The organism is Jiella avicenniae, assembly GCF_021390325.1.
Classification (GTDB): domain Bacteria; phylum Pseudomonadota; class Alphaproteobacteria; order Rhizobiales; family Rhizobiaceae; genus Jiella; species Jiella avicenniae.
The window spans coordinates 100,728-119,470 of the sequence record NZ_JAJUWU010000003.1; the positions used below are offsets into that span (position 1 = coordinate 100,728).

15 protein-coding genes are annotated in these 18,743 nt (G+C 67.6%); 4 read left to right on the top strand and 11 right to left on the bottom strand.

The annotated features are described in order from the left end of the window. Positions 1-163 precede the first annotated feature (163 nt). Positions 164-925: a gamma-glutamyl-gamma-aminobutyrate hydrolase family protein gene (locus LZD57_RS02810; protein WP_233717606.1), complete on the top strand. Its 762-nt coding sequence runs from the start codon at positions 164-166 to the stop codon at positions 923-925. 55 nt (positions 926-980) lie between these two features. Here LZD57_RS02810 and LZD57_RS02815 read toward each other — a convergent pair whose 3' ends face one another. The 5 genes from LZD57_RS02815 to LZD57_RS02835 form a co-directional block, all read right to left on the bottom strand. Then, entirely contained in the window at positions 981-2,111 is a 1,131-nt protein-coding gene (locus LZD57_RS02815; protein ID WP_233717607.1) for a nickel/cobalt transporter, read from the bottom strand. Continuing rightward, positions 2,105-2,764, bottom strand: coding sequence for a DUF1007 family protein (locus tag LZD57_RS02820; RefSeq protein ID WP_233717608.1), 660 nt, complete (start codon positions 2,762-2,764; stop codon positions 2,105-2,107). The genes LZD57_RS02815 and LZD57_RS02820 overlap by 7 nt, the downstream gene beginning before the upstream one ends. Positions 2,765-2,850: 86 nt before the next feature. Further along, complete coding sequence (locus LZD57_RS02825; RefSeq protein WP_233717609.1) at positions 2,851-3,363, bottom strand: L,D-transpeptidase; 513 nt, start codon at positions 3,361-3,363, stop codon at positions 2,851-2,853. 237 nt (positions 3,364-3,600) lie between these two features. Continuing rightward, positions 3,601-4,011, bottom strand: a complete 411-nt coding sequence (locus LZD57_RS02830; protein WP_233717610.1) for a DM13 domain-containing protein — start codon at positions 4,009-4,011, stop codon at positions 3,601-3,603. 110 nt (positions 4,012-4,121) lie between these two features. Beyond that, on the bottom strand, positions 4,122-5,084 hold the full coding sequence (locus LZD57_RS02835) for a LysR family transcriptional regulator (protein WP_233717611.1): 963 nt from the start codon (positions 5,082-5,084) through the stop codon (positions 4,122-4,124). A gap of 521 nt (positions 5,085-5,605) precedes the next feature. Here LZD57_RS02835 and odc2 point away from each other — a divergent pair. Together odc2 and LZD57_RS02845 are read left to right on the top strand one after the other, a co-directional pair. Then, on the top strand, positions 5,606-6,739 hold the full coding sequence (odc2, locus tag LZD57_RS02840; RefSeq protein ID WP_233717612.1) for an ornithine/lysine decarboxylase: 1,134 nt from the start codon (positions 5,606-5,608) through the stop codon (positions 6,737-6,739). Between the two features lie 183 nt (positions 6,740-6,922). After that, the gene (locus LZD57_RS02845) at positions 6,923-7,516 is read left to right on the top strand and encodes a GNAT family N-acetyltransferase (protein WP_420844728.1); all 594 of its coding nucleotides are present in this window, start codon (positions 6,923-6,925) and stop codon (positions 7,514-7,516) included. A 57-nt stretch (positions 7,517-7,573) separates the two neighbouring features. Here the strand turns inward: LZD57_RS02845 and LZD57_RS02850 are convergent, their stop codons facing one another. From LZD57_RS02850 to LZD57_RS02870, 5 genes are all read right to left on the bottom strand, one after another. Next, positions 7,574-8,041, bottom strand: coding sequence for an NUDIX hydrolase (locus LZD57_RS02850; RefSeq protein ID WP_233717613.1), 468 nt, complete (start codon positions 8,039-8,041; stop codon positions 7,574-7,576). 407 nt (positions 8,042-8,448) lie between these two features. After that, positions 8,449-9,531, bottom strand: a complete 1,083-nt coding sequence (locus LZD57_RS02855) for a D-alanine--D-alanine ligase family protein (RefSeq protein WP_233717614.1) — start codon at positions 9,529-9,531, stop codon at positions 8,449-8,451. 92 nt (positions 9,532-9,623) lie between these two features. Continuing rightward, a complete protein-coding gene (locus LZD57_RS02860) occupies positions 9,624-10,883 on the bottom strand; it encodes a multidrug effflux MFS transporter (RefSeq protein ID WP_233717615.1) in 1,260 nt (419 codons plus the stop codon). A 137-nt stretch (positions 10,884-11,020) separates the two neighbouring features. After that, positions 11,021-11,539: a MarR family winged helix-turn-helix transcriptional regulator gene (locus tag LZD57_RS02865; protein WP_233717616.1), complete on the bottom strand. Its 519-nt coding sequence runs from the start codon at positions 11,537-11,539 to the stop codon at positions 11,021-11,023. A gap of 330 nt (positions 11,540-11,869) precedes the next feature. Continuing rightward, complete coding sequence (locus tag LZD57_RS02870) at positions 11,870-14,032, bottom strand: malate synthase G (protein WP_233717617.1); 2,163 nt, start codon at positions 14,030-14,032, stop codon at positions 11,870-11,872. Positions 14,033-14,210: 178 nt separating this feature from the next. Here LZD57_RS02870 and LZD57_RS02875 point away from each other — a divergent pair, with 178 nt between their 5' ends. Next, entirely contained in the window at positions 14,211-17,675 is a 3,465-nt protein-coding gene (locus tag LZD57_RS02875; protein WP_233717618.1) for a hybrid sensor histidine kinase/response regulator, read from the top strand. A gap of 84 nt (positions 17,676-17,759) precedes the next feature. Here the strand turns inward: LZD57_RS02875 and LZD57_RS02880 are convergent, their stop codons facing one another. Further along, complete coding sequence (locus LZD57_RS02880; protein ID WP_233717619.1) at positions 17,760-18,416, bottom strand: response regulator transcription factor; 657 nt, start codon at positions 18,414-18,416, stop codon at positions 17,760-17,762. Positions 18,417-18,743 lie beyond the last annotated feature (327 nt).

Below are 18,743 nucleotides of genomic sequence, written 5' to 3' on the forward strand. Positions count from 1 at the left end.
CGGGCTGCCGATGAAAAGCCGGCATCCGGCAATCGGGGCGAGTATTTGAGCGGCCCCTCCGCGCGAGTGGACCGCCTCGAGCCGATTGCCGCGCGGATCACCCCTCCCTTTGCACCGCAGGGCGAACGGACTATGTCGCAGGACGACATCCGGAAGGCCTGCCATGTCCACCTCTCTGCCGCCCCTCGTCGCCGTGCCCGCCGACGTCCGCGATTTCCAGAATTACCGCTGGCACGCCAGCCCGGACACCTATCTCAAGGCGCTCGCCCGGGTCGCCGGCGTCGTGCCGGTGATCGTTCCGGCGATGACCGGAGAATTCGACGTCGCGGCAATTCTCGACCGCGTCGACGGCGTCCTGACCACGGGGTCCGCCTCCAACGTCCATCCCGAGCGCTACGGGATGGAGCCGAGCCCCTCCTACGAGCCCTTCGATATCGACCGCGACGATCTGACCGACCGGCTGATCGCCGAGAGTCTCGATCGCGGATTGCCACTGCTCGCCATCTGCCGGGGCCATCAGGAGCTCAACGTCGCCTTCGGCGGGACGTTGGCGACGGAGATCCAGGAGTTCGAAGGGCGGATGGACCACCGCGCCATCACCCACGAGGACCAGCGCGAGCGCTATGCGACGCGTCACGCGGTGACGATCGCCGAAGGCGGACTGCTCGCCGGGATCGTCGGGCCCGGGCCGATCCGCGTCAATTCGCTGCATCGCCAGGCGATCGACCGGCTGGGCGACGGGCTGAGGGTGGAGGCGAGCGCCCCGGACGGCACGGTCGAGGCGGTCTCGGTGGCGGATGCCCGGGCCTTCGCGCTCGGCGTCCAATGGCATCCGGAGTTCTGGGCGGAGAGCGATGCGCCGTCCGCCGCGATCTTCGAAGCCTTCGGCGCGGCCTGCCGGGCCCATCGCGATCGTCGCGGCTGAAACGACCGATCCATCCGACCGGTGAGACGCCGTCGTTGCTGCAAGCCCGGTACGCTCAGAGGGTCGTCAGCGCACCGCCGAGGAGCCCGATGCCGATGAGCGTCAGCAGGACCGCCCCGACGATTTCGAGCGTGAGCCCGACGAGCGCGGCGCGGCGCGCGTGGCGCCCGGCCCGCTCGACGGCGCCGCGGGTGAGGACGGCGAGGCTCGCGAGGGCCGAGACGGTGATCGCCGTCCCGAGCGACATCGCAAGGACCGAGACGAGACCGCCGAAATAGAGCTGGTTGAGCAGCGCAAAGGTCAGGACGACGATCGCGCCGGCGCAGGGCCGCAGGCCGACCGAGGCGATCAGGGCGGCGGCGGTCTTCAGCGTCAGGGGTTCGCGCAGCCTCTCGGGTGCTGCGATATGCGGCCGGCCACAGTCGCAGTCGTCTGCGGTCTCGGCGCAGACGACGCCGGCCGGCAGCGCCTCGGCGGTGCGCATCGTCGGCGCCCGCACCTCGGCCGGCGAGGCGAAGGCCAACGCCCCGCCTGCCCCGCCCGCCCGCGGCGCGAAGACGCCGGAGCGCAGCCGCGGCATCCGCTCCGTCAGTTTCCAGCGGCGCCCGAGTCTCGCTGCAGCGCGGGCGAGGAGATAGAGGCCGAACAGCGTCACCATGGCGTAGGAGGCGATTTCCAGCCAGTCGGTGGCGTCGGTCATCGAGATGCCGGTGCCGCGCAGGAGATACCAGCCGGCGGCGACGACGAGGATCGCACTGAGGGCCTGGAGCAGCGAGGAGGCGAAGGCGAGCCCGATGCCGCGCCGCAGCTCGGCCCGGCTCGCCAGCATGTAGGAAGAGATCACCGCCTTGCCGTGGCCCGGCCCGGCGGCGTGGAAGATGCCGTAGGCGAAGGACAGCCCGGCCAGGAAGACGAGCGCTCCGTCACCGCGTTTCAGCCCGATCAGCGCTTCGCGAAGCGCCGAGAAGAATTCGCGCTGGCGGGCGGATATCTCGATGAACAGCGCCGAGAAGACGCCGTTGCCGGGGGCGGTGACCGGGTCCGACGTGCCGATGCCGATCGAGGAGCGCGCCAGGGCCGGTTCGGCGGCGAGAACGGCCGCGAGGCACACGGCCAGAAGCAGCACGGCACGGGCCGGCACGGCCGCGCGATCGAGGCACGGCGACCGCGACACCCGCATCAGCATGAGACCTCCAGCCGGGTCGCCAGGATGTCGGCATAGACGTTCGCCTGCTCCTGCGGCACCGCCTCGTCCGTGCCGAGGCCGGCGATGGTGTTCATCCAGTTCTTGGCCGCCTCGTCCTCGTCCGGGACGTCGAGCTTCTTGCTGCAGGCGGTGGGCAGATCGATCAGCTGGAAGTCGTCGGCGCTGGTGAAATCGAAGGCGACGAAGAAGCTGTCGTCGAAGTTCGACACCTTGGCCGTCTGGGTGGCGAGGTCGATCGGATCCTTCAGCGGCATCTCGAAAAAGAAGATGAGCTGCCCGTTCTCGAAGAGCGTGTGCATCTTCTGCGGAGCGACGAGCTTGACGTCCTGCCCGTTCAACTCGACGAAGGTATAGAAATTCCACTCGGCGATCGAGGTGCGCACGGTCTCGCCAACGGCGTCGAGCTCGTCCGGATCGAGCGTCCCGTTGGCGTTCTTGTCGAAATCGACGACGACGGAGGAAGAAAACAGCTCGTCCATCCGCCAGACGTTGCGCACCGCCGTCATCTGGCCCGCGGCATTGCCGACGATCTCGACATGCGGCTCGACGAAGACATGCGGATGGGCCGCGGCCGACGTCGCGATCGACATCAGGCCGAGAACGATCGACGGACCGAGCAGGCGATTTGCCAAGGCCGATTCCCCTTCTTCCCCGAAAGGACGGAAGAGCGGAAAACAATGGCCGAAGTTTGGAGGGGCCGGCCGGGCAGGCCGTTCTCTCAGCGCTCGACGATCACCTGGGCGCCGACATGGACACGCTCGTAGAGGTCCTTCACGTCGGCGTTGCGCATGCGGAAGCAGCCGGCGGAGGCGGCGCTGCCGATCGAGCGGGGCGAATTGGTGCCGTGGATGCGGTAGGTCGTCCAGCCGAGATTCATCGCCCGCTCGCCGAGCGGGTTGTTCGGGCCGGGGCCGACGGACTGCGGCAGGCTGGGCTTCTTCGCCCGCATGTCCGGCGTCGGCGTCCAGGTCGGCCGCGGCCGCTTCATCGACACCCAGCTCCTGCCGAACCACTGTTCGCTCGGCTTGCCGACGGCGATGTCGTAGCGCAGCGCGCGGCCGTTGCCGGTCAGGAGATAGAGCTTGCGCTCCGAGGTCTTGATGACGATCGTGCCGGGGTCGCCGGCGGCATCGAGAACGGTCTCCTGCGGCCCGCCCCTGGCGAAGGCGGGCGCGGCAGACGAGGCCGCAAGGGCGATGGCGACGAAGGCGGCGGCGAGAGAGTGGCGCATGGCGAGACCGTGGCACGGGGAATCTGAACGCCCCGTTAAGGGCACGTCGGAGCCCGGATTGGGCCATGCTTTCGCCATCCGTACAATCGCCGGAAACGCCCTCGACGGCTTTTGATCGGCGCGTGATGCGGTCGGGTGACGCCCGATGCTCGAGGCATGGAGCGCCCTTCCCGGTCGAGACCCGGCGAGATCTCGACCGCTGCGCAAGCGCCGGACCCTCGACGGTTCGCGGATGCCCTACTCGATCTTCGCCATGCCGAGCGGGACGGCGAACTCCTCGCACCAGATCCACACCTCGTCGTAGCCGGCGGGATCGAGGCCGGCCGGCACGGCGTAGGACTGGGCGCCGCTCGCCGCCTTCAGCGGGCCGATCAGGGTCGCCGGGTCGTAGCCGTCATGGCCGAAGGCGACCTTCGGGTCCGGCGCGCCGTCGAAGGAAAAGTCGGGACCGAAGCGCAGAACGGCTCCGCCCTCGCCGCTTTCGATGGTTACGGCACCCGACACGTCATGGCCGCTGGCGCCGGTGAACCGGCCGGACTTCAGCGTCTCGGCGAATGCCGACGCGGGGGGCCAGGCCATGGTCAGGGTGACGCAAAGAACGGCGGCGAGCGGGAGGCACCGCGCATGAGGCATGGGCGAGACGATCACGGTCTCTCTCCTGAACTTCACGCCCCGGGAGAGTTTCGCACGCCCGGAGGGATTTGAAACGCCCCCGTCGCGACTTTTCTTCCGGCCTGCGGCGCGTCTTCAGGACGACGTCACGCCACCCGGTCGGCCTGTGCGGCCTCGGAATTGCCGGGGGTGTGAACCGATTCGCCCGCCCGCCGGCTGCACTTCTTGAACCACTCGGCCAGGAAGTCGACGAAGACGCGGACCCGCGCCGGCAGATGCCGGCGATGGGGAAAGACCGCGTAGATCCCCGCTTCGCTCGACATGTAGTCGTCGAGGACGGTGACGAGCCGGCCCGCTTCGAGATCGGCGCGGACGACGAAGGACGGGCTGAGCGCGAAGCCGAGCCCGGCGAGCGCGGCCGCACGCACTGTGACGGGACTGTTGGCGGTGAACTGGCCGGAGACGGCGACGGAGATCTGCTCCTGCGTCGCCGGATCGCGGAACATCCAGTTGGAGAACATGCGCGAATTGGAATCGACCACGGCCGGATAGTCGACGAATTCGCTCGGATGGCCGGGCTTGCCGAGCCGCGCGACCAGATCGGGGCTCGCGACGATGACGAAGTCGAGGGAGGCGAGCCGGCGGGCGATCATCGCCGAATCGTTCAGCCTGGTCATTCGGATGGCGACGTCGAAACCCTCCTCGACCAGATTGACGAAGCTGTCGTCGAGATGGATGTCGAGGCTGATGTCGGGAAAGGCCTTGGCGAAATCGACGAGGCAGTGGCCGAGTTCGGCATCGCCGAAGGTGCGGGCGGCGGAGACGCGGATGCGGCCCTTCGCCTCGCCCGTCGCCTCGCGGGCCTCCTCGTTCAGACTTTCGAGATCGCCGAGAATCGTCCCGGCCCGGCGGACGTAGACTTCGCCCGCGGCGGTCAGGGCGATCTGCCGGGTGGTCCGATTGATCAAGAGGACGCCGAGTTCGTCCTCGAGTTCGCGGACGTATTTCGACAGAAGCGCCTTCGATCGGCCCGTCTTCCGGGCGGCGGACGAGAAGCCCTCGTTTTCGACGACGGCGAGAAAAGCCCGCATCCGAGTCAGCGTGTCCATGGCCCGAGCTTGCTCCAAGCTTGAGAAAGTGGCCGCAAATCCGCAACCTCGTCCCTTCCTTCAACGCCGGCGGCAAAAAATCAACCTTGGGCCCTCCCGGCCCTTGCGTATGACGAAAACTCGGCATACATCGCCGGTTGCCCCATGTCGCACGTGCCTGTGGGCGTCCCACGGTCCTCAGATGCGAGGGTAGCCGTGACGGTACCTGGACGTAACACACCCAGTCGATTTCGCGAGCCGCGCGATATCGAGGACGCCTTGAAGCAACGACGGTCCGGGCCTTTCTGGTCTCTCCCGGTCTCCACAGCCGGGAATACTGAAGAGGCACACCATCCTTGCCTGAAGTGCGGCGGGTTCAAGCCCTCCAAACCATGGCAGACGAAAGCGGAATGCTCGCGTTGCTGCGCGGGTTTCCGACCAAGTCGCGTCGCGAAACCGTGACTCCCGTCAGGCGTTGTGCCGATCGGGCGAGCGGTGACGTACGCTCCCTGTCGACCCCTTCTGGTCCCTCGGAGGCACCCATGGTCACCCAGCGCATCACCGATTTCCTCGCCACCCGACGTCCGGAGGGCCCCTGCCTCGTCGTCGACCTCGACGTCGTCGAGGAGAACTTCCGCGCCTTTCGCCGCGCTCTGCCGGATTCTGCGATCTTCTATGCGGTGAAGGCCAACCCGGCGCCGGAGATCCTGAAGCTCCTCGCCTCGCTCGGCTCGAATTTCGATTGCGCCTCGGTCGCCGAGATCGAGATGGCGCTCGACGCCGGCGTGACGCCTGCCCGCATCTCCTACGGCAACACCATCAAGAAGGAGCGCGACGTCGCCAGGGCCCATGACCTCGGCGTTTCGCTCTTCGCGGTCGATTGCGTCGAGGAGGTCGAGAAGATCGCCCGTTCGGCGCCCGGCGCGCGCGTCTTCTGCCGCGTCCTGACCAATGGCGAAGGCGCCGAGTGGCCGCTGTCGCGCAAGTTCGGATGTGTGCCGGCAATGGCCGTCGACGTCCTCGTGACGGCCAACCGGCTCGGCCTGAAGGCGACCGGCGTCTCCTTCCACGTCGGCTCGCAGCAGACCGACACCAACGCCTGGGATTCGGCGATCGCCGACGCCAAGTTCGTCTTCGACGCCTTGGCCGAGAAGGGCATCGTGCTCACCCTCGTCAACATGGGCGGCGGTTTCCCGACCCGCTACCTGAAGGACGTACCGGCGTCTTCGGCCTACGGCCAGGCGATCTTCCAGAGCCTGACCAAGCATTTCGGCAACCGGCTGCCCGAGACGATCATCGAGCCCGGCCGCGGCATGGTCGGCGACGCCGGCGTCATCAAGACCGAGGTCGTCCTGGTCTCGAAGAAGTCGGCGACGGACGAGAACCGCTGGGTCTTCCTCGACATCGGCAAGTTCGGCGGTCTCGCCGAGACGATGGACGAGGCGATCCGCTACCCGATCGTGACGCCGCGCGACGGCGACGCGATGGAGCCCTGCGTCCTCGCCGGCCCGACCTGCGATTCGGCCGACGTGATGTACGAGAAGACGCCCTACCCGCTGCCGGTCTCGCTGACCGTCGGCGACGAGCTGCTGATCGAGGGAACCGGCGCCTACACGACCACCTATGCCTCGGTCGCCTTCAACGGCTTCGAGCCGCTCAAGGCTTACGTGATCTGATGGCCGCCGTGACCGAACGCCGCAATCTCCGACGATGGGAAGGGCGAAGACCGCCCTTCCGGTCCGGCGCAGAACGCATCACGAAGCGATAGGCTTCATGGGGCGCGGCGCCGGGCTTTTCGCCCGCGCGCCGCAAACGGCACGCATCTCTTCAACCTCCTTTTCCGTTCCCGGGAGGTTTTCGTGACCGCATTCGTCTCCGCATCCGCCTTTGCCGACGCCGTCCCCTTCGCCGCCATCGTCGGCGAGGAGTCCGGCCATGTCCCCGCCCGCGAAGCCCTGCTCGACGCCGCCATGGGGCCGGGGCGCACGAAGAAGTCCTCCGAACAGATCCGCGCCGGCCGGCTGCCGGCGAACGGTCTCGCCTTTTCGGCCGTTCGCCCGGACGGCTCGCTCGTCGGCACGGTCAGGCTGTGGAACGTCACGGCCGGCACGAAGGATGGCGCCAACGTCCCGGCACTGCTCCTCGGCCCCCTCGCCGTCTCCCCGGAGAGCCAGGGCACCGGCCTCGGCGGCCTGATCATGCGCCACGCCATCGCCGAAGCCGCACGGCTCGGCCACGCCGCGATCCTCCTCGTCGGCGATCCGGAATACTATGGCCGCTTCGGCTTCTCCGCGGCCAAGACCGGGTCGCTGTCGATGCCCGGCCCGTTCGAGCCGCGGCGGCTCCTGGCGCTCGAACTCGTCGAGGCGGCTCTCGACGGCGCCGACGGCATCATCGCGCCGACGGGACGGTTCGTGCTGGAAGCTGCATCGGCCATGGCCATAGCGGCATAAGCCGGGCGTCGGTGGCGATCCGGGCGGCGGCACGGACGCCGCCCGGACCGCCCCGGCTCAGCTTCCGTCTTGCGACGACAGTTCGAAGACCGCTGAAAACGACCGCAGCAGAGCCTTCAGATCGCGCTCCTCGACCAGGTCCGCCGCCTCGGCTGGACCGTGCCACTCGCGTCGACGCTGCCCCATCTCCGGCCATTCGTCGCGCAGGGCGGCCACGCGAAGCGGATAGACCTGCACACGGCAGGGGATTTCACCATCCTTGTGGTAGTCGTATTTGCCGACGGCCTTCTTGCTCACCTTGCCGTCGATGCCGGCTTCCTCGAAGGCCTCTATCCGCGCGGCCTCGTGGGGACGGCGGCCTTTCATCGGCCAGCCCTTCGGCAACACCCATCGGCCGGTGTCGCGGGACGTGACGAGAAGAAGCTTCAGCTTGCCGTGCGGATCGATCCTGTAAGGCAACGCCGCCACCTGCTGCTTCCGCTTCTTCATCCGATTGCCACACCCTCGATTGCCCACCGGCTGCATGTATGCCCGTGGAAATCCTTCAGCCATAAAGCGCTTTAAGCGTTGTCGATCAACAGGAAGACGTCGCGCTTCCTCGCCGATTGCATTTCCACCGGACGCCGGCGCCGCGCGCTCCGGTCGCAAGCGACGGCTCGATCGCCCCACGGGTCGCAACGCCGTCTCGCCTGTCATCGTCTCGCAGGATCCGTGTGGAATCGGGAACGAATCATCCTGACGGTCCACAGTCGAGCGTTCTCGAGCGCCGTGCGAATCGTCTGGCCTGTCGAAGAACTCGGACAGGCTCACGCAGTGGAGACCGACGATCGCACCGAGGCCCTTTGCGCACCGCCGCCGCTGCGGCTTCGGCAAACGCAGGCCTCCAACGGACGCTGGACGGAACCGGCCCGATCATGCCCCCCGGCCGTCGATCAAAATCCGAAAGCCGCCTCGGCCCGCTTCATCCCATGGACGATCAGCCGATCGATGACCTCGGCATAGGGCACGCCGCTCGCCGCCATCACCTTGGAATACATGCTGATGTCGGTAAAGCCGGGGATTGTGTTGAGCTCGTTGACGAGCATTTGCATGTCGGCGGTGACGAAGAAGTCGACCCGCGCCATCCCGTCGCAGCCGAGCGCGCGGAATGCCCGCGCCGCGAGATCCTTCAGCCTTGCCTCGACGTCGTCCGGCAGATCGGCCGGAACGTTCAGGAGCGCGCCGTCCTCGTCGAGATACTTGGCCTCGTAGCTGTAGAAGCCGTGGCTTTCCGCCGGCACGATCTCGCCGGGCCGCGAAACGAAGAGGCTGCCGTCGGCGTCTTCCAGGACGGCGAGCTCGATCTCCCGGCCGGCGACGAATTCCTCGGCGAGCAGCTTGCGGTCGTAGCGAAAGCCCTCCGCCAGCGCGCCGGCATATTCCTGGCTGGCATTGACCTTGCGCACGCCGACGGACGAGCCCTGCCGCGCCGGCTTGACGAAGATCGGCAGGCCGAGCGCCGCCTCCAGTTCGGAAAAGTGGGGAGGTGATCCGGCCTCGACGGTCACCGACCGGGCGACCGGGATGCCGGCTTCGCGCAGCAGCCGCTTGGCGACGTCCTTGTCGAGGGCCGTCGCCGAGCCGAGGATGCCGCAGCCGGCGAGCGGCACCATCGCCACCTCGCAGAGACCCTGCACCGCGCCGTCTTCTCCGGGAAGGCCGTGGAGCACGGGAAAGACCACGTCGAGATCGGGCAGCGGCCTCGCCTCGCCGCCGGCCGAAAGCGCCACGCACCGTCCGCGTCCGCCCGGGAGGAGGCAGAGTTCCGCACCCGACGCGGGCGTCCCGGGATTTCCAGTCGCGGTCTCGGCCAGCATCCAGCGACCGTCGCGGCCGACGAAGACGGGAACGGCTTCGTATTTCGCCGGGTCGAGGGCGGCGAGTACGTTGGCGGCCGAACGGAGCGAAACCTCGTGCTCGGGCGATCTTCCTCCGTAGAGGACTGCGACCCTCAGGCGATCCGGCGCTGACACCATTCAACTCCCCATCGACGGTTCCGTGGCCCCGAAGCGGCTCTACCGGAGGCGAGCTTAGCGGCAGTCGAGCGAAAGCGCGACCCGTGTCCCGCTCACCGTAGCGCCTCCTCTTCCGAGCCCCTTCCCCGGCCCTCGCGGGGCATCGGCGGCGCCGGGATCTCCGGCAGAGGTTCGGGCTCGGCGAGATGGGGGTTGTTGCGATAGACGAGATAGGCGGCGATGGCGAGGAAGCCGAGGCCGGGGATGACGATCTGCGTCGCCAGCACCGGCTCGCCGATCAGCGCGCAGATCGTCCCGCCGAGGAGGCCGGAGCCCATCTGGATGAAGCCCATCATCGCCGAAGCCGCCCCGGCCATGTGCGGGAACGGGGCGAGCGAGGCCGTGGTCATCGCCGGCATCACCAGCGCGATGCCGAAGGCGTAGAAGGCGACGGGCAGCATGACCGAGACGTAGCTGACCTCGAAGACGGCGATCGACACCATCATGGCCGCCGCCCCGATGCCGATCAGCCCGAGGCCGAACGGGACGAGCCGATAGGCGCCGAAGCGGCCCATCAGGAACCGCGCCGCCACCGAGCCGGCGAAGAAGCTGCCCGACTGGGCCAGCATGCCGATGCCGTATTGCGTCGGGGTCAATCCCGCGACGTCGATGAGCACGAAGGGCAACACCGTCGCGAGCGTGTAGAGCGCCCCGACCGATCCCGCGACGGTGAGACTGGTGGCCAGAAAGTGCCGGTTCGTCGTCAGCTCGCCATAGGCGGACAGGATGGCCTTCGGGCGAATGCGCGAGGGGTCCGGCACGATCGTCTCGCGCATGAAGCCGACGGTGACGCCGATCACCGCGAGCCCGAAACCGGCCATCAAAAGAAACAGCGAGTGCCAGCCGGCGACGTCCAGCATCAGCCCGCCGATGGTCGGTGAGACGGCCGGGCCGAGCGCCAGGATGATGCCGATGGTGTTCATGATCCGCGACGAGGTCTCGCCGGTGAACTGGTCGCGGACGATCGCCCGGGCCGTGGCGACGCCGACCGACGCGCCGATCCCCTGGAGGAGCCGCGCCGCGATCAGCACGGATATCGTTGGTGCGAAGACGGCGAGCAGCGAGCCGAGGAGATAGATCACCATGAAGGCGATCGTCGTGACCCGCCGCCCGAAGGCGTCCGAAAACGGTCCGCAAATCAGCTGGGTGAAGGCGAAGCCGGCGAAGTAGAGCGCCAGCGAGAGCTTCACGAGACCATCGGTCGTCGCGAATTCGGCGACGAGCGTCGGCATCGCCGGTGTGTAGAGCGCCAGGGAGATCGGGCCGATGGCGACGAGGCAACCGCCGATGAGCGAGGTGCGGCCCTCGGACATGCGGGCAGCCGATGAAGCGGGGGGAGCCAATGGGAAATCCGTCCGGACGAGGTTGCTCACCCGTCCTTATAAACTTCTTCCGCCGACGGAAAGCGAAACGGTGCGAAAACGACGAACCGTCGCCGCAGTCGGTCGCCTCAGGCGGTGCGGTAGATCCATTCCGCCGCCCGGCCCTCGCGATTGGCGACGACGGTGGGATCGTCGGCGAGGATCTGCGGGTCGATCGTCAGGTTCTGCCGGATCCTGGTGAGTAGATGGGAAACGGTTTCGCGCTCCTCGTCGGTGAATCCGGCGGTCAGCCGGTCGTACATGGCGCCGGAGATCGGCCGGATCTCCTCGAAGATTTCCGCTGCCGCCTGGGTGGTGCTCACCACCTTCGCGCGACGGTCGTTCTTGTCCACGCTGCGTTCGATCAGGCCGCGATTTTCGAGCCTGTCGAGATAGGCCGACATGGTCATCGGCTCGACGCCCATGCGCTCGGCCAGAACCGCCTGCCGCGATCCCTCGAAACGCCACACGTAGAGGAGTGCGCGGATTTCACCCGGGGTCAGCGAGAGGCCCGCTTCGACAACCGCACGTTCGAAATCCTGACGAAACAGACGTGCCACGTCGACAAGTAGGAAACCCAGCGGATTGCTTGTGGTGATTTTCGGCATCTACCAACTTTCAGTCTTTTTCCGGCAGCGACGCGGCGTCACGAGAAACGATTTCGCGGTGACGAGTACTGTGTAAATCATACATCCGATTCGTGTGGTTTGCATAATTTTTCGAGCAGAACTGCATCGCAATGCGTCGAATTGACACACGATTTCTCGGTCCGAAACATGACGAAAACGGTAGAATATGATTGCAACTATTTAAGCAAGCAATTGTAGTCAAAACGAGATTCTGTCGGAATCGAAACGAGCAGCCAGTCCCGCTCGACCGGGACTGGCTGCTCGTGATCGATGCTTCTTCGGACGCTCCTGCGGAAGCCGAAGCCCCCCTCAGCGCGCCTTCTTCTCGAGCCGGCGCCGGTGAAGGATGGGCTCGGTGTATCCCGAGGGTTGCACCCGTCCCTCGAAGACGAGATCGCAGGCCGCCTGGAAGGCGATGGAATCGTCGAACCGGCCGGCCATGGTCTCGTAGTTCGGGTCGCCGGCGTTCTGCGCGTCGACCTTGGCCGCCATCTCCTTCATCGCCTCCATCACCTCGTCTTTCGAGACGACGCCGTGATGCAGCCAGTTGGCGAGATGCTGGGAGGATATCCGGCAGGTGGCGCGGTCTTCCATCAATCCGACGTCGTTGATGTCGGGCACCGTCGAGCAGCCGATGCCCTGGTCGATCCACCGCACGACGTAGCCGAGAATGCCTTGCGCGTTGTTGCGGATCTCGGCCTTGACCTGCTCCTCCGGCCAGTTGGCGCGGTTGGCGAGCGGGATGGTCAGGATGTCGGCGAGCAGCGCCCGCCGCCCCTTCGCCGCGATCGCCTCCTGCCAGGCGAGCACGTCGACGCGGTGGTAGTGGGTGGCGTGCAGCGTCGCGGCCGTCGGGCTCGGCACCCAGGCGCAGTTGGCGCCGGCCTGCGGATGGCCGACCTTCTGGGCCAGCATGTCGTGCATCTTCGCCGGCGCCGCCCACATGCCCTTGCCGATCTGCGCCTTGCCCCGGAAGCCGCAGGCGAGCCCGACGTCGACGTTCCAGTCCTCGTAGGCGCCGATCCAGGTGCGGTCCTTCATCACGGTCTTGCGGACCATCGGCCCGGCTTCCATCGAGGTGTGGATCTCGTCGCCGGTGCGGTCGAGGAAGCCGGTGTTGATGAAGAACACGCGATGCTTCGCCGCGCGGATGCATTCCTTGAGGTTGACCGTCGTGCGGCGCTCCTCGTCCATGATGCCCATCTTCAGCGTATAGCGGTCGAGGCCGAGCGCATCCTCCACCAGGGTGAAGATCTCCGAGGCGAAGGCGACCTCGTCCGGCCCGTGCATCTTCGGCTTGACGATGTAGACGGAGCGGGCGCGGGAATTGCGGATGCCGCCGGTCTTCTTCAGGTCGTGAATGGCGATCATCGAGGTGATCATCGCATCCATGATGCCCTCGGGCACCTCGGCGCCGTCGGCCAGGAGGATCGCCGGATTGGTCATCAGGTGACCGACGTTGCGGATCAGGAGCAGCGAGCGGCCCGGCAGGGTGAAGGGCGTGGCGTTGGCGCCGAGATAGTCGCGATCGGGATCGAGACGGCGGGTGACGGTCTGGCCGCCCTTCTCGAATTCTTCCGAAAGGTCGCCCTTCATCAGGCCGAGCCAGTTCCGGTAGACCGCGGTCTTGTCCTCGGCATCGACGGCGGCGATCGAATCCTCGCAGTCGCAGATCGCCGTGACGGCCGATTCCAACAGGACGTCGGCAACGTTCGACCGGTCGTTCTTGCCGATCCGGTGCTCGGGATCGATCGAGACCTCGGCATGCAGGCCGTTGTGCTTGAACAGGACGGCCGAGGGCGAGGCCGGATCGCCGCGATAGCCGGCAAAGGCGAGCGGGTTCTTCAGCCGCGCCTTCTTGCCGCCGGCATAGGTCGCGAGCAGCGTCTCGCCGTCGACGGAATAGGCCTCGACGTCGATGTGGGAGATGCGGTCGAGCGGCGCGAGACCGTCGAGGAAGCTCTTCGCCCATGAGACGACGCGGGCCCCGCGGGCCCGATCGTAGCCCTTGCCCTCGGGCGCATCGCCCATGGCGTCGGTGCCGTAGAGCGCATCGTAGAGCGAGCCCCAGCGCGCATTCGCCGCGTTCAGCGTATAGCGGGCGTTCATCAGCGGGACGACGAGCTGCGGACCGGGGATCAGGGCGATCTCCGGATCGACATTGGCGGTTTCGATCCTGAACTCCGGCCCTTCCGGAACGAGATAGCCGATCTCGCGAAGGAAGGCCTGGTATTCCTTCATGTCGATCGACTTGCCGCGTCGCTCGCGATGCCATTCGTCGATGGCACCCTGCAGCGTCTCGCGTTCGGCCAGCAGAGCGCGATTCTTCGGCGCGAGCGAATTCAGGATCTCCGAAAAGGACGACCAGAAGGCTTCCGCCTCGATCCCCGTGCCGGGCAGCGCCTCCTCGTCGACGAAGCGCTTCAGAACGTCTGCGACCTTCAGGCCGTGAACTTCGATCATTTCAGGCATTCATGTCCTCCAACGGTGCGTCCTTTCCGCAGATCGACCATGGCAGGCCCGAAGTCAATCGAATCACCGGCGCAGCATTCGCCCGTGGCTGCGGCCTTGCGCTCGTGTCCGGGCTGTGGCGATGTCGAGGAAGCGCCGATGCCGCCGCCTCTTCGGCGGCTTGCCGGAAGGTTCGCGTTTGCACAGTGGTCTCGTCGCCCTCGTGGCGATCGCCTATCTGCTCCTGCTCTTCGCCGTCGCCTGGTGGGGCGACAGGCGCGCGGCAGCTCGTCCGGCCGAGGCGAGCCGGCCGGCCGTCTACGCCCTGTCGCTCGCGGTCTATTGCACCTCGTGGACGTTTCTCGGCTCCGTCGGCGTCGCCGCCCGCGAAGGCTTCGCCTTCCTGGCGATCTATCTCGGCCCGATCCTGGTCTTTCTGCTGGCGCCCGGCTTCATCGAGCGCATCGTCCGCCACGCGAAAGCCGAGAAGATCACCACCGTCGCCGACTTCGTCGGCTCGCGCTACGGCAAGAGCCCGGCCGTCGCGGCGCTCGCCACCGTCATCGCGCTGGTCGGCACGGTCCCGTACATCTCGCTGCAACTCAAAGCGATTTCGACCAGCGTCGCCACCCTCGTCTTCCACTACCGGCCCAATCTCGACGTCCCGCCGCTGTTCGGCGACCTCGCACTTCTGATCGCCACCGTCCTCGGGCTGTTCGCCATCCTCTTCGGCACGCGCCATGCCGACGCGACCGAGCATCAGGACGGGCTGGTGCTCGCCGTGGCGATGGAATCGCTGATCAAGCTCGGGGCCTTCCTCGCCGTCGGCGTCTGGTCGACCTTCATCCTGTTCGATCCCGGCGACCTCTGGCAGGCCGCAAAGGCCAGTCTTGCCGTCGAAACCGCCTTCGCCACCCCCTTCGGCGGATCGTTCTTCGCCAGCTTCGGGCTCTCGGCGCTCGCCATCCTGCTGTTGCCGCGGCAGTTCCACATGACCGTCGTGGAAAACCGCACGCGCAGCGAGATCCGCCGGGCGCGCTGGCTGTTTCCGATCTATCTCGTCGCGATCAACGTCTTCGTCGTGCCGGTCGCCGCAGCCGGCCTCATCCGCCTCGGCCCGCAATTCGACGCCGACCTCTACGTCCTCGCTCTGCCGCTGTCGGCCGGCGCCGACCTTCTCGGCCTCGTCGCCTTCATCGGCGCCCTGTCGGCGGCGACCGCCATGGTCATCGTCGCCAGCGTCGCCCTTTCCATCATGATCTCCAACGATCTCGTGCTGCCCTGGCTGTTGAAGCGCCGGGACCGCAGCGCCGGAAGCAGCGGCGACGAAACCCGGATCATCCTCAGGGTCCGCCGCTCGGCGATCCTCGTCATCGTCTTCTTCGGCTACGTCTACTACCGCTCGGCCGGCGACGGTGCCGGCCTCGCCTCGATCGGGCTCCTCTCCTTCGCCGCCATCGCCCAGCTCGCGCCGGCGCTCGTCGCCGGCCTCTACTGGAAGCGGGCCAATGCCCGCGGCGCTCTCGCCGGGCTTTCGGCCGGCATCGCGATCTGGGCGCTGACGCTGCTCCTGCCGACGCTCGGCATCGACGTGCTGCCGCTGGCGTCTCCCCCCGAGGGCGGCTCCGGTCCCTGGATCGACCCCTTGCTGTTCGGCGTCGTCCTGTCGCTGTCGGCGAACCTCGCCGGGCTCGTCGTCGGCTCGCTCAGCCGGCCGCCCAAGCCGCTGGAGCGGATCCAGGCGGCCGTCTTCGCCGACCGCGACGGCTTCGCCGCCATGCCCGGCCGGCGCATGCGCGCCGACGTGCAGGTCGCGGACCTCAAGGCGACGATTGCCCGCTATCTCGGCGCGCAACGGATGGAACGCGCTTTCTCGGCCTTTGCGAGCGGCCACGACGGCAGCCTCGACGACCGCGCCACGGCGGACGGCAGGACGATCAACTTTTCCGAACAGTTGCTCGCCTCGGCGATCGGCTCGGCCTCGTCCCGGCTCGTCCTGTCGCTGTTGTTCGAGCGCCACGCCGATTCCAGCCGCACGGCCTTGCGGCTTCTCGACGATGCCTCCGAGGCGCTGCAGTACAACCGCGATCTGCTGCGCATCGCCCTCGATCAGGTGGATCAGGGCCTCGCCGTCTTCGACGGCGACTTCTGCCTGACCTTCTGGAACCGCCAGTTCCGCGACCTCATCGGCCTGCCGCCGGAGTTCGGCCAGGTCGGCACGCCGCTCACCGCCGTCTTCGACCAGTTGCTGCGCGACGGCGAGATCGACGCCGGCGAATATGCGGCGGGCTTCGACCAGCTGACCCGCCCCCCCGCCCAGCGCCAGATCGCGCTGCGGCAATCGGGCCGGACCATCGAAATCCGCGTCAACACGATGCCGGACGGCGGCCTCGTCGCCACGGTCTCCGACATGACCGAGCGGGTGCGCCGCGCCGCGGCGCTCCGGGAGATCAACGAGACGCTGGAGGAGCGGGTCCGCAGACGCACGGCCGAGCTGACGGCCGCCAATCGCGAGCTGGCGGAAGCCCGCCGCGCCGCCGAGGCGGCCAACCTGTCGAAGACGCGGTTTCTCGCCGCCGCCGGTCACGACATCCTGCAGCCGCTCAACGCCGCGCGTCTCTACGCCTCCGCGCTGGAACAGCGGCACGGCTCCTCGCCCGGCGCCGAACTCGCGGGCAACATCGGTTCCTCGCTCGAAGCCGTCGAGGCGATCATCGGCGCAGTGCTCGACATCTCCCGCCTCGACGCCGGCGGCATGGAAGCCAAGCCGAGCGTCTTCCAGCTGCAGCCGCTGCTCGGGCAGATCGAGACCGATCTCAGGCCGCTGGCCGAGGAGAAGGGATTGTCGCTGCGCTTCGTCGAAACCAGCGTCGCGGTGCGCTCGGACCGCCAGCTGTTGCGCCGGCTGGTGCAGAATCTCGTTTCCAACGCCGTCAAATATACGCGGCATGGCAAGATCGTCGTCGGCGTGCGCCGACGCGGCTCCGAAAGGGTCGAACTCGAAATCGCCGACAGCGGCATCGGCATTCCGGACGACAAGCTGCCGTCGATCTACGGCGAATTCGTCCGGCTCGACGAGGGAACCCGGACCGCCAGCGGGCTCGGCCTCGGCCTGTCGATCGTCGACAGGATCGCCCGCGTCCTCGACCACCCGATCTCGGCCCATTCCCGCCACGGCCGCGGCACCTCGTTCCGCGTCGGCCTGCCGCTCGCAGAACCGCAGTTCGGTGCCTTGGCGTCGACCGCCTCGCTTCGGACGCCGACGGGGCTGACCGTCGAGGGGACTCGAGTGCTCTGCATCGACAACGACGGCGCCATCCGCGACGGCATGAAGGCGCTGCTGTCCGGCTGGGGATGCCGGGTCGAGGCCTATGGCTCCGCCGGGGAAGCGATCGCGGCGCTTTCGATCTCCGGGTTCAGGCCGCAACTGGGACTGGTCGACTACCATCTCGACCAGGGCAGCGACGGGCTCAAGGCGATCGCCGAGATCAGGCGGCGGCTGAACGCGGAACTCGTCGCCATCCTGATTACCGCGGATCGCTCCGCCAAGGTCCGCGACGAGGCGCTGGCGCTCGGCGTCCAGGTGCTGACGAAGCCGTTGAAGCCCGCTTCGCTGCGGGCGGCGATGGCGAGCGTCCTGCAGCGCCGGGAGGCTGCGGAATAGACGGCGGGCCGGCCCGCCACGCCCCGCTCGGCGGGACGACTGCCGTCGGGCGGATCCTTCCGGACCGAGGGTCGGCGACGATCGTCAGTTGGCGAGACCGCTCTGGGGATCGATGCCGAGCTTCGCCAGGCGGATGACCGCCTGGGTGCGGCTGTCGACGCCGAGCTTCAACAGGACGGCCGAGACATGGGCCTTGATCGTCGGCTCGGACACGCCGAGCTCATAGGCGATCTGCTTGTTGAGAAGGCCGCGGCCGAGCATCGAGAGGACCCGGGTCTGCTGCGGCGTCAGGCTCTTCATCCGGGCGATCAGTTCGCTCACTTCGGGATCGCCCGGCGCATCCAGCGAGACGTTGCCCGGCAGCCAGACGTCGCCCGTCAGCAGCGTCTCGATGGCGTGGCGGATCTCGTCGAAGCCCGCCGACTTCGGAATGAACCCCGAGGCGCCGAGATCGAGGGCTCGGGCGATGATCTGGCCGTCCTCGCTGGCCGAAACGATGGCGATCGGCACCGAGGGGTGCTCGGCGCGAAGCAGCGCGAGCCCGGACAGGCCGCTGGTGCCCGGCATCGCCAGATCGAGGAGAAGCAGATCGGCATCGCCGTGCCGCTCGAGCGCCGCCGCCGCCTCGCCGAAATCCGCCGCCTCGACGATGTCCGCGCCGCCCGGAAGCGACCGGAGGATCTCCTTCAGCGCCCCGCGGAACAGCGGATGATCGTCGGCGACGATGAAAAGCGGTCGCATCGGCCTCCCTTCTTGCCAGCCCCGGGTTCGAGGATCGCCGACGCCCCGGCAGCCGGGCGCCGACCTTCGACGTCGCAAGGGCGCGTCGAGCCCCTCCCGGCACCGTAGATCCGGCCCCCCGCGTTTTCCACGACACTTTGCCGCAAATCATACCTGAAGGCACCGGCGCCGATACGCCCGCCCGCGGGCCACGAGACGATCGTCCCATCCACCGAACCGGAGAAATTTCAACGCTCGGCTCAGCTTTAGCCAATCTCGGGTTTCCTTGCCAAGCGGCAGGCTGCCCGCAAGAATGCGGAATCGTCTTGATTTTCGAACACCCGCCCC

Bases quoted from the DNA above. Each gene is read 5' to 3' on its own strand.
- LZD57_RS02870 (WP_233717617.1), bottom strand. From the start codon at position 14,032: ATGCCTGAAATGATCGAAGTTCACGGCCTGAAGGTCGCAGACGTTCTG.
- LZD57_RS02835 (WP_233717611.1), bottom strand. From the start codon at position 5,084: ATGGACACGCTGACTCGGATGCGGGCTTTTCTCGCCGTCGTCGAAAAC.
- LZD57_RS02860 (WP_233717615.1), bottom strand. From the start codon at position 10,883: ATGTCCGAGGGCCGCACCTCGCTCATCGGCGGTTGCCTCGTCGCCATC.
- LZD57_RS02865 (WP_233717616.1), bottom strand. From the start codon at position 11,539: ATGCCGAAAATCACCACAAGCAATCCGCTGGGTTTCCTACTTGTCGAC.
- LZD57_RS02855 (WP_233717614.1), bottom strand. From the start codon at position 9,531: ATGGTGTCAGCGCCGGATCGCCTGAGGGTCGCAGTCCTCTACGGAGGA.
- LZD57_RS02810 (WP_233717606.1), top strand. From the start codon at position 164: ATGTCCACCTCTCTGCCGCCCCTCGTCGCCGTGCCCGCCGACGTCCGC.
- odc2 (WP_233717612.1), top strand. From the start codon at position 5,606: ATGGTCACCCAGCGCATCACCGATTTCCTCGCCACCCGACGTCCGGAG.
- LZD57_RS02850 (WP_233717613.1), bottom strand. From the start codon at position 8,041: ATGCAGCCGGTGGGCAATCGAGGGTGTGGCAATCGGATGAAGAAGCGG.
- LZD57_RS02825 (WP_233717609.1), bottom strand. From the start codon at position 3,363: ATGCGCCACTCTCTCGCCGCCGCCTTCGTCGCCATCGCCCTTGCGGCC.
- LZD57_RS02880 (WP_233717619.1), bottom strand. From the start codon at position 18,416: ATGCGACCGCTTTTCATCGTCGCCGACGATCATCCGCTGTTCCGCGGG.
- LZD57_RS02815 (WP_233717607.1), bottom strand. From the start codon at position 2,111: ATGCTGATGCGGGTGTCGCGGTCGCCGTGCCTCGATCGCGCGGCCGTG.